Source organism: Thermovirga lienii (genome assembly GCF_036847465.1).
Taxonomy (GTDB): Bacteria; Synergistota; Synergistia; order Synergistales; family Thermovirgaceae; genus Thermovirga; species Thermovirga lienii.
Genome location: NZ_DAITZW010000010.1, coordinates 14,301 through 25,278, shown reverse-complemented (window position 1 = coordinate 25,278; position 10,978 = coordinate 14,301). Strand labels below are relative to the sequence as shown.

Below are 10,978 nucleotides of genomic sequence, written 5' to 3'. Positions count from 1 at the left end.
CTGGTCGGTGGTTTCAGTATAAAAGGTTGACCTCCAGTCTGAGCAAAAAAAGAAAGCTCCTGTTGGAATTGTCTTTGGAGCTTGTAAACTGCACGGATAAGGAAGAGCTATACGAAACATGCTTGAGGAAACTCCAAGAGGGCCTGGGCTATGATAATGCCTATCTTTTGCTACGGGAATCACCAAGGGGGAAAATGAGGCTAATAGCCTATAGAGGGGAAAAAGTAGACGAGGAAGAAGCCAGAAGGGTCATAGATCATGGGATTGGGCTAACAGGCAGAGCCATAAAATGCAAAAAGCCCGTAATCTCAAACGACGTCACCAAAGATCCATATTATGTAAAAGGTAACGATAAAACCCTTTCAGAAATGGTCGTTCCCGTGATGTGCGATGAAATAATATGGGGAGTTTTGATCATAGACAGCCACAAAAAGGATGCCTTCATCAAACTTGACGCCCAAATAGTACAAGTGTTCTGCAACTACCTGGCGTCCGCTCTGACCAGGTTATACCAATTGGAAAGGCTGAAATACAAAAGCAACATGGAAAGCGCCATTCTGGATATTGTCACTAAAGCCGCGCGAGAAAAGCACATAGAAAAAATTTGCCAGGATGTCGTTAAAGAACTCTCCAAGATGACCAGATTCACCCAAATCTACATACTCAAGACATTAGATGAAACCACAGGTGCTTCTCAGCTTATAGCTGGACGAGGCCCTGGGTCTTTTGACGAAATGTCCCAAATTGAATCGGGCCGGGGGCTCGTAGGAAAGACCATAAGAGCGAGAAAAACCCTCTATTTCCCTGACGTATCCCAAGCTCCCGAGTACGTAGAAGTGGACCAAAAGACCAAATCGGAACTGGATATTCCCATAATTCATGAAGATAAACTCTACGGCGTTCTCAGCCTTGAGAGTCCGGAGCTCGATGGTTTCGACCAGGGAGATATAGAGCTCATGGAGATATTGGCCAAGCATCTCGGAGTCCTTTGGGCATACAGCGATCTCTTAGAAAAGACCAAAAGAGAAGCCTTGAAAGACCCCCTAACGGGGTTATGGAACCGACGCCACTTTTACGACTGTGTATCAAAGGAAATGGATAGACACAAAAGACAAAACGACACCTTCTGCATAGTCATGGTGGACCTCAGCAAAATCAAGGAAATAAACGACACCTACGGCCACTCAGAAGGGGACAAGGTCTTGATCCAAGTGGGCAATTTCCTCATGCAAAGGATCAGAAGCAGTGACATTTTGGCTCGCTATGGGGGAGACGAGTTCGTAGCCCTCCTACCCCACACACAGAAAGCAGATGCCCAAATAGCTTGGAGCCGGTTGGCGAATGAAATACAAAGGATACCCTTGGGCGATCACGGACTTCACATAAGCTTCGAATATGGGATAGCCTCCTACCCAGAAGACGGAACGCGCGCTAGCGACCTGATAAAAGCCGCAGACAAGGCTTTGTACATACAGAAGCGCACTCAAAAGAAAGTGTTGCGCGCTGAAAGCAGGCCCAACCCTAACAATCAGCGCGCAACACATCTCTAACTCTCCTATATTTCTACAACCTTCCCTATGCCCTTCTCCTGGGCCTTCTGGAGTATAAGGTTGGCAGTGAGCACATCGTGACTTGCTATGCCCATCAATACAGCTCCCCTTCTTCCCTCGCGGGGGGCCTTTACCTTGCCTGCACAAAGATCCCCCATGTCCCCCAGGATTCCATCCTCTTTTGGATAGCCGCGCTGGAAATAGACTCCCTGCTCTTGAGTCCAGAGATACTGATTCTTGTCGTCACACACGAACGCATCTGCCCTTGCCATTACTTCCGCATCGAAAGCCGAATCGTAATCCACCGCTATGGAAAGGCAGTCTTTCTTTAGCCACTGAGATTTAACAAACCTTTTGGGATTAGCCACTATGGGAGTGCAGGTAACCACAATGTCAGCATCCCTTACCGTCTCTTCCACTGAACCACAGAGCACCACTTCCAATCCTGGGAGGTCCTTGGATATGGTCTCCTTATACTTGATCCCCTGGGACTCATAAAGGTCGTAGGCTTTCACCATTTTCAAGTTGGAAAGAGCATTAGCGATGGCCACAGTGTTGGTCCTTCCCTGAACCCCCAATCCCACCACTGCCAGGACCTCTGACTCGGGGGACGCCATGTAGCGGGCACAAACTCCCGAAGCAGCACCTGTTCTCCACGCAGTTATCCAGGTTGCGTCCATTATTGCCTTTGCGAAGCCCGTTTCAGGATCGTTTAGGCACATTATTCCGGTTATATAAGGAAGGCCTTTCTCTTGGTTTATCGGGTATCCCGAAACCCACTTGATACCTGCTGCGTCCACTTCCCCCCCAACATAGCAGGGCATGGCGTGTATGAAGCAGTCGTGTCTTGGGTGTATGCCTATCTTGGCAGGAAGCTCCACTTTTCCCTCGCCCTTAAGCTTGAAGCCTTTTTCCACCACATCCATTATCTCCACTATGGATATTCCCAGCGACTCAATCTCCTTCATGGATATAACCCTTACCTCCACTGCCCTTTACCTCCTTTATGTGGGGTTCATGGCAAAACTTGCAGCCAGTCTTACCTCTATTCTTTCATGAAAGCCGAAACCAAAGAGAGGCGGTCAGCCTTCCTCATGAAAAGAGGCGTCTTGTCTTCCTGATAGCACGTAAGGTTCTCCTCAAAGGTATTTTTCCCCTCTTCCCTGTACAAAATACCCAATGGATAGGGGTCTTTTTCCAGGGCTTTCAACATGGCTGCCCTGCGGTCCGTTGGATCGTGGTCACCCTCATCAAGGACATAGGTATTCTCCATGAACCATTTATAAGTGTTCACCTTGTTGAAAGACACGCAGGGTTGAAATATGTCCACCAGGGCATACCCCTTGTGGAGTATGGCTTTTTTAAGTATCTCTTTGGTCTCATCCACGTATCCTGCGAAGGTCCTGGCCACGAACGTGGCTCCCTGAGCTATGGCCACGGCCACAGGGTTGAAAGGTTCCTCGGTGACACCATCCACTTGCACTGGAGTCTTGAGTCCAATGGGGCTGGTAGGAGAGGCCTGTCCCTTGGTCAGTCCGTACACCATATTGTTGCAAACTATGTTGGTCAAGTCAGGGTTTCTTCTTATGGTGTGAATGAAGTGGTTACCGCCCTCTCCATACATGTCTCCATCGCCACCTATAGCAATGACGGTCATGCCTGGATTGGCGGCCTTGAAACCCGTAGCGTTGGATATGGACCTTCCATGAAGACCGTTGAAGAAGTGGCATTTCATGAAGTGGGGCATCTTGGCTGCCTGGCCTATCCCTGAGAATATAACTACCTCATTGGGGGCAATATCAAGCTCTGCCAGGGCTTTCTTAAGAGCTTCCATTATCTTGAAGTCTCCACATCCAGGACACCACTGAATATCTATACCTTCAAGATCAAACTCCTTCCATTCCACTGTAGCCACCCCCTCCTACAGGATCTCCTCTAGCCTTTGAGTCACCCATTCCACGGACATCTGCAACCCTGAATAATGGAGCACCCGGTGCTGTATCTTTATTCCAGTCTCTTTCCTCACAAGGTTGGCAAACTGTCCGGTTGCGTTCCCTTCCACCACCACAATTTTTGTCGCCCCTTCCAGATATCTGATAGCTTCCTGAGGGAAGGGCCACACTTGGGAGAAATGAAGCAGCGCTGTGTCCTCTCTTCCTAGGGTTTCTAAGGCTTCCTGAATTATGGGCCCAGTGGATCCCCAGGCAACAATCAGGGTTGAGTATTTTTCGCTACCCCAAAGTGAAGGGCTTATGGCTTCTTTCTTCAGTCCTTCAAGCTTCCTTAGCCTTTTTTCCACCATGTTCTTTCTTAAGTGAAAGTCTTCCTGTACGTGGCCATCGGCATCATGCTCATGGCTGTCGGTTCCCACGAGTCCAACGCCAAAGCCCGGCACGCTCCTCGGGGAGATGCCATCCTCGGTTATAACGTAGCGCTGGTAATCGGGGCCTGATTCAACTATATGACTTTCTATGGTCAAGTTGGAAGTATCGAAGGGCTCCACGTCGTAATACGAGTTGAGGAAATACTGATCGGTCAATACAAGCACTGGCACTTGGTACTTGGCTGCAACGCTGAACGCCTTCTGAGTCAAGTAGAAGGCCTCTTCCAACGTTCCAGGGGCATATACCACTTTTGGGAACTCCCCATGGCCTACATGCAGCGCAAAATCCAAATCCGCCTGTTCAGTGCGGGTTGCCATTCCAGTGGCTGGGCCTGGTCGTTGCCCCACATGAATGACAACGGGAAGCTCCGTTATGCCGCTTAAGCTTATCCCTTCCGCCATAAGGGCAAGCCCCCCGCCCGAAGTACTGACCATGGGTCTTGCCCCTCCATAAGAAGCCCCCAGGGCCATGTTTATTGCTGCTATCTCGTCCTCGGCCTGTTCCACGGCCACTCCAAAGCGCCGGGCGTTTTTGGCCATGAAGGTCAGAACGCCCGTTGCGGGAGACATGGGATATGAGGTAAGGAAGTCACAACCTCCAGCCAAGGCTCCCAGGGAAACTGCATCGGTTCCGTTCAAAACCACACTATTATTTGATCTTTCCCCGACCTTCATCGTGACTGTTATAACATTGTCGTCCTTGAGCTTCTGGGCCATTTCATATCCTGCGTCAACGGCGCTTTTGTTTTTTTCTATCACGTCGGCTTTACCTGCGAAGCGCCCTTCAAAGTAGTTGTACAAAGTGGTTCGGTCTATCTCCATCAACCCCGCAACAATACCCGCTGCCAAGGTGCCGGCGTAGACCTTTCCTCCTAAGGTTTGGGCCCTTTCAAAAAGCTCCACGTCCACGAAGCGGCCCAACCCAGAAAGTTCATTTCCAAGCTCTTTACCATCTCCGATTATCGTCGTTCCATCATCAATGCGCTCCACAATGTTCTGCCTGAGCCCACTGTTGAAGGGGATAAGAATATCTATCCTATCCACCAAAGCATTTACCGGCTTACTGGAAACCCTTATCTCCGTGGAATTGTTACCCCCTCGCACTCGAGACATGTACTCCCTGCTGGCAAAGACGTGAAATCCCCCTTCATGAAGAGCCTTGACCAGTATTTCTTCCACCGTCTGAACTCCTTGACCCGCTGCACCGCACAGGACCAGGGAAATATCGTGATGGTTGGGCTTGGGAAGAACCACCATAGGGCCTCACTTCCTTACATCATATTGTAGGCAATCTTTTTTATGTTATACAATTCGACAAGCGATTTTTCAAGTTCGCTCTCCTAATAAAAGGTGACCTTTATGCCCGTATTGTCGAACTGCCAGGCGGTTATTACGTTGTTGGCGTTTAGACCGAGCTGCATCCTTACAGCCATAAGAAGGCTGTCTATAATGTTTTGCCTCACATCGGGCATGTTGATGGCCTGCCGCACTCCTTTTGATATCTCCCTTTTGACTTTGTTGTCCCAGTCGGGCATGAAGAAATCCATGATATCGTCCCACGCCTTACCTGAGGCATTTATCCTCCCGTCAAAGGACGCTGCAGCCGTATAATCGAGCCTTCCGTTGCCTGCATCGTAAAATTGGAAAAGGATCGTGATGGTTGCATTATCCACTTCTATGTCGGGGGCTCCTGCCCTCCTCCACTGTCCCGCTGGTCCAAGCACCTTGTAGTAACCTATGAGCTCTTTCCCCTCGCTCTCGAACCTCAATATGAGCTTGACTTGGTTAGGAGCACATCCCTGACGGCTCATCTCAAAGCCACTCTGGGATGAGGAAGGACCAAAGGTTTTAAAGTCGTTTACCAGGAAACGATAGTGCCCCACTGCCGTTTTGAACTCTACATTGGGAACTTCCAAAGGCTGTTCCCCCCCAAAGGGAGGTATTATTTTGGATTGGTTCAAGTAGTTGCTGCTTCCCGACCACGTGTGAAGTTTTATTTGAAAAGCCCCTCCTATCAGGTTAAATACGTCCACCAGACTGTTCCAGACGAGATTTTTCTTTTCCACGACCAGCACGTTCATTACGGAAGAAAGGGGGTTCAATGTGCTACTGTCAGCGATGTAGACGTAGCTTGGGCCGTTCTTGGCCTCGTTGGGGACCTTGAAGTAGATAACTCCCGAGGACCAACTGGTGACCAAGGCTCTGACCTTCACTCCACCGTTTTCTATAACCACGGTTCTCAAGGGGTTTTGCTTTCCAAAACCGGTACCGGAAATGTATATTCTTTCCTCTCCTTTTATTACCCTGTTAGAGCTTATTGAAACTACGTTAGGCCTGTAGCCGCCGGAAAGGGTCACTTCGTTGCTGTAATTGTTGTTTTCGTTGACCTCCTGGATATAACCATTCTGAGGGGGAAATTCCTCAAAACATGCCGAATCAACCATTACCCTGACTCTAAGCGTGGCATCCGATATTATCGCCTTATTTATCCTCAGCTTCCCCGAGATGGTAACCTGTTGGCCAGGAGCTAAAACCCTATTGACCGCTATGGCATGGGATCTGGTCCTATCGCAATCCCAACGTCCAGTGGAGTTGTTGTAGTACTGAAACACAAGGTATATAGTTCCTTGAGTCGGAGCGTTACCTGCGTTTTTTACGGTCATAGAGACAGGGTACTCCATTTGGCTGCCAACCGAGACTCCATAAGAAGAGTTGATGGAGAACCTTTCGACCATCAGGTCCGGCATGGCAAGTTTGGGAATCTCCTTTATCTTCGCAGGCACTTGAGGGAGTTTGGGCACCACCTTGACCTGACCAAAAACAGGCAAAGCAACCAAAACCAACATCACACCAATTACCGCTCTGCTTATTAATTTGCTCATCTTTCTCACCTCTTTCTCTCCTTTCGGCTTCCCCTGAGGAAGCCGCATCAAAACCGATAGCCTCTATTTGCCAAATTACAACTTTATTATATCATCACAAAATCTATCTGCCACATCGCACGCAAGGCGATGTAGATTATCCCCAAATTCAGGTTTACAATTTGTAATAAGAACATAGCGCTTTGATATTAGTTTAAATTGACACATTATTTTTGCGAGTCTGTGAGAATAATGAGAAAAAAGATTGCAACTAAGATGACTCGGATTTATTTTTGATTCAGTGCCTGCAGTTAAAGGCAGGCTTAATATGTGGATTTTTACATACAGAATAAAACCAACAGGGGGGATTAAGTGATGAGAAAAATCCTTATGCTGGCCGTATTGGTATCATTAATGGCCTTCTCAGCCAATGCAGCTTCAGCCAGCGACATAGCTCTTACATCGGTGGGACAGAGCCCCGACGCCATGATGGTGCGGGTCGTCCTTAAGAACATGAAAGTCCAAAACGATTACAACAACCTCATGAAGGCTGAGGATCTTAAAGATCAAAAGGTCCTGATAGCCGTAGTAGGAGGCAGCTCCAAGGGACTCGGCGCAGCAGGGATCAACAAGGAAGAAGAAAAAGAACGGGCTATAAAGCTCATAGAGGCAGCAAAGCAAAAAGGCATGAAGGTCTTGGTTATGCACGTTGGAGGAGCTGGAAGGAGAGGACAACTGTCGGACATGTTCATCGAGGCAGTGGTCCCCTACGCTGATGCCGTCATAGTGGTAAAGGGCGGCAATGACGACGGACTCTTCACAAAACTCTTGGAAGGCAAGAACGTCCCGATGCTTGAGGCAGATTCTGTGAAGGAGACCGTCTCTCCCATGAAGGAAGTACTATCCTCCTGGAACGTTCTCTAGGTGAAAAGCCATGGAATGGTTCTGGCCTGAAGGCTTTTATGCCTTAGTAATGATAGGGTCCTTTGCCGTAGGAGCATTCGCATTCAAACTTCCCATCGCAGTAGCCATGGGCCTTGCGGCCGTACTGGGAGGGCTTGTCGCAGGCGAAGGGTTGCCCTTGCGCCACTTGGTGGAAGGCACCTTCGGCTACATAGACACCATACTCATAATCTCCACTGCGATGATATTCATGAAAGTCATAGAGAGGATTGGCCTCCTAGAGGCAATGGCGGCGTGGGTCATAAGAAGGTTCAGGGACAAGCCACTAGTCTTGTCCCTGGGGCTCATGTTCATGATAATGGTACCAGGCATGATCACCGGTTCCTCCACCGCCGCGGTCCTGACTACCGGAGCCCTTGTAGCACCAGTGCTGCTTAAGCTCGGAGTTCAGATCCACAAAACAGCCGCAGCCATAGCAATGGGAGCCATCTACGGCATGATAGCGCCTCCCATAAACCTACCTGCCATGATAATAGGAGGAGGCATCGATATGCCTTATGTAGGTTTCGGGATCCCTCTCCTGGTGTGCACTGTCCCTCTAGCCATCGTAAGCGCGCTCCTTTTGATATATCCCGGCCTCAAGGGCAAGGCTTCCGATGAAGCGGCCCTTGAAGAGGAACTCAAACGCATGGAGAAAACTCCCATAACCTTACGACTGTTTATACCTGTGCTCGTTCTTATTTTCCTTTTTGGCGGCTCAGGCTTTCTGCCACCTATAGGAATGCCCCTTATGTTCTTGCTTGCTTCATTATCGGCCTTTTTGACTGGGGCGAAATGGAACCCTTTGGAGACTATAACGGACGCCATCGATAACGCCCTCCCCGTGATGGGCATACTCATGGGAGTGGGAATGTTCATACAGATAATGACCTTAACGGGCGTGAGAGGTTTCGTAGTGGTGTCTGCCTTGGCGCTACCCGCTTGGCTGCTTTACGTAGGCATAGCCACTTCAATGCCATTTTTTGGCGCTGTCTCGGCCTTCGGTTCTGCATCCGTTCTAGGCGTTCCATTCCTGCTGGCCCTTCTTGGCAAGAACGAAATTCTGGTAGGCAGTGCCTTAAGCCTCATAGCAGGACTAGGAGACCTTATGCCTCCAACGGCGTTGGCGGGCATCTTCGCAGCGCAGGTCGTAGGGGAGAAGAATTATTTCAAAGTCCTAAAATACTGTATTTTCCCCGGCGTCCTGACGGCAATTTGGGGAATAGCTATAATCATGGGCTCCTCTGTAATAGCCGGAGTCCTTTACTAGGGAGGTAGGCTGATGACCCTAATATATCGATGTATAGTTGTCTTCGTTTTGACCTTCGTAATAAGGTGCATGTTCAGGGAAAAGAACTTCTGGAAGCAGGTTACGGCAGCCATGGTCATACTCCCCCTTATTCTAAGGGTCCTCTTGATAAAGTAAGGGAGGTGCAGGTGCTATGAAATTCAAAATCAAAGGCACTCCCTTGACCGCTACTTTGCTGCTAATCTTGGTGGCCTTTGTAGCTTTTATATCAGCGAGGCAGTTCATGTCCATGTGGCAACCAGACGTTGTCGTGCCTGCGCCTGGATTTGAGAAGCACATGCTCTCTGAGTGGTTTGACGGAATAAAAGACACTCCCGCTGATACCCCAGTCTACATCCAGGAGGGGGAGGAACCGGGCGGTACAGTATTCATAATGGGAGGAACCCATGCCAACGAACCAGCTGGATCGTTATCCGCGGTACTTATTTTGGAGCGGGCACAGGTCAAAAAAGGACGCCTTATAGTGGTGCCTTTTGCCAATATGATGGCCTTCAGTCACAATTCAGCACAGGATGCCCATCCTCAGCGCATACATTTCACCCTGCCAGATGGTTCAACCAGGTCCTTCAGATACGGCTCAAGGGCAACCAACCCCATTTACCAATGGCCCGATCCGGACGTCTATATCCATCCTCAATCCAAACAGGAACTAGCTGGAAGCGAAATACGAAACCTCAATAGAGCACATCCAGGAACTCCCGACGGAGAACTGACTCAAAGGCTCGCTTACGCCCTCCGTCAGATGATTAAAAAAGAACACGTAGATTTGGCCTTTGACCTCCATGAGGCATCTCCAGAGTACCCTGTGGTAAACGCCATAGTTGCTCACGAACGCAGCATGGAGCTAGCAGCAATGGTGGCAATGGAGATGGAGATGGCAGGCATCCCAATTCGCCTTGAACCATCCCCCAAGAATTTGCACGGCCTTACCCATAGAGAATGGGGAGACTACACCGAAACCATGCCGATCCTTATGGAGACCGCTAATCCCAGCCAAGGCCGGCTCCGGGGCAAAACAGATGAGCACCTTGTGATTACCGGAGAGGACAAATTCTACAAGCGCGCAGCAAAACTAGGCCTGCTCTTCGTTCCCTATGAAGAGGACCAACCTCTGGATTTGAGGGTAGCAAGGCATGTTACGGCTATAATGTCCTTCCTTGAATCCCTGGGGCTCTACGAGCCCTCAAAGGAGGTGTTTGTAGAAGGGATACCTACCTATGAGGAAATCGTAGAAAAGGGTTTAGGCGCCTTTTTATCCCCCGTCACAGAAAAGGACAGATAAAAAGGCAAAAAATATAAGAAAGGAGTGTTGTTTATGAGAAAGTTCATCTACCTTGTCGCCTTGACGGCCATACTGGCTTTAGGGGCGACAGCTGCCTTGGCCCAGGAAATGGTGGTCAACGACGTATATGCCCCCAAAGGCATGGTCTCGTCCGCCCATGAACTGGCATCCAAGGCTGGCGTGGAGATCCTCAAGAAAGGCGGAAACGCAATTGACGCGGCGGTCGCTACTGCTTTGGCCCTTAACGTGGTGGAGCCTAACGCATCAGGCATCGGCGGAGGCGGGTTCATGGTCATACGCTTCGCCAAGACAGGAGAGGTAGTCGTCCTGGACTACAGAGAAGTAGCCCCTAAAAGCGCAACCAAGGACATGTTCGCCTCCGATCAGGCCAAGAAAGAAGGTTGGTCCAAGCTGGGAGGCAAGGCTGTAGGAGTCCCAGGTCAGGCCTTGGGGCTTTGGACCGCCCTTGAAAAATATGGCACCATGAGCTGGGCAGAGGTAGCAGAACCAGCCATTCGCCTAGCGGAAGAAGGTTTCACCATAGTTGAAATGCAGCAAGGCATCATAGCCGACAACTTGGAGAAGCTTCATTCCTTCAACGATCCAGCAAAAGTTCCCTTCCTGAAGGATGGTCTGCCCCTGGAGGCCGGT

The 10,978-nt window shown here is 49.6% G+C and carries 10 protein-coding genes; 6 read left to right on the top strand and 4 right to left on the bottom strand.

What is annotated here, in order from left to right; genetic code table 11:
• Nucleotides 1-1,550: sensor domain-containing diguanylate cyclase (locus tag V7Z69_RS04665; protein WP_334138826.1), on the top strand; the 1,550-nt coding region annotated here is incomplete at its 5' end.
• Nucleotides 1,551-1,555: 5 nt separating this feature from the next.
• On the opposite strand, the gene V7Z69_RS04660 is transcribed toward V7Z69_RS04665, so the two are convergent.
• The 4 genes from V7Z69_RS04660 to V7Z69_RS04645 all read right to left on the bottom strand — a co-directional run bounded on the left by V7Z69_RS04660 (nucleotide 1,556) and on the right by V7Z69_RS04645 (nucleotide 6,815).
• A complete protein-coding gene (locus V7Z69_RS04660) occupies nucleotides 1,556-2,539 on the bottom strand; it encodes an ornithine cyclodeaminase family protein (RefSeq protein WP_014163884.1) in 984 nt (327 codons plus the stop codon).
• 56 nt (nucleotides 2,540-2,595) lie between these two features.
• Nucleotides 2,596-3,456: a thiamine pyrophosphate-dependent enzyme gene (locus V7Z69_RS04655; protein ID WP_334138823.1), complete on the bottom strand. Its 861-nt coding sequence runs from the start codon at nucleotides 3,454-3,456 to the stop codon at nucleotides 2,596-2,598.
• A 15-nt stretch (nucleotides 3,457-3,471) separates the two neighbouring features.
• The gene (locus V7Z69_RS04650; RefSeq protein WP_334138821.1) at nucleotides 3,472-5,190 is read right to left on the bottom strand and encodes a 2-oxoacid:acceptor oxidoreductase subunit alpha; all 1,719 of its coding nucleotides are present in this window, start codon (nucleotides 5,188-5,190) and stop codon (nucleotides 3,472-3,474) included.
• A gap of 83 nt (nucleotides 5,191-5,273) precedes the next feature.
• Nucleotides 5,274-6,815 (bottom strand): IPT/TIG domain-containing protein, encoded by a 1,542-nt coding sequence (locus V7Z69_RS04645; protein ID WP_334138819.1) that lies wholly within the window; start codon nucleotides 6,813-6,815, stop codon nucleotides 5,274-5,276.
• A gap of 354 nt (nucleotides 6,816-7,169) precedes the next feature.
• Here V7Z69_RS04645 and V7Z69_RS04640 point away from each other — a divergent pair, with 354 nt between their 5' ends.
• The 5 genes from V7Z69_RS04640 to V7Z69_RS04620 form a co-directional block, all read left to right on the top strand.
• On the top strand, nucleotides 7,170-7,718 hold the full coding sequence (locus V7Z69_RS04640; protein WP_334138817.1) for a DUF6305 family protein: 549 nt from the start codon (nucleotides 7,170-7,172) through the stop codon (nucleotides 7,716-7,718).
• A 10-nt stretch (nucleotides 7,719-7,728) separates the two neighbouring features.
• Nucleotides 7,729-9,006 carry an SLC13 family permease gene (locus V7Z69_RS04635; RefSeq protein ID WP_014163889.1) on the top strand — a complete coding sequence of 426 codons (1,278 nt, stop codon included), beginning with the start codon at nucleotides 7,729-7,731 and terminating at the stop codon, nucleotides 9,004-9,006.
• Nucleotides 9,007-9,018: 12 nt separating this feature from the next.
• Nucleotides 9,019-9,162, top strand: coding sequence for a hypothetical protein (locus tag V7Z69_RS04630; RefSeq protein WP_014163890.1), 144 nt, complete (start codon nucleotides 9,019-9,021; stop codon nucleotides 9,160-9,162).
• A 16-nt stretch (nucleotides 9,163-9,178) separates the two neighbouring features.
• Complete coding sequence (locus V7Z69_RS04625; RefSeq protein ID WP_014163891.1) at nucleotides 9,179-10,327, top strand: succinylglutamate desuccinylase/aspartoacylase family protein; 1,149 nt, start codon at nucleotides 9,179-9,181, stop codon at nucleotides 10,325-10,327.
• A 33-nt stretch (nucleotides 10,328-10,360) separates the two neighbouring features.
• A partial coding sequence (locus tag V7Z69_RS04620; protein WP_334138813.1) for a gamma-glutamyltransferase occupies nucleotides 10,361-10,978 on the top strand: 618 nt, incomplete at its 3' end.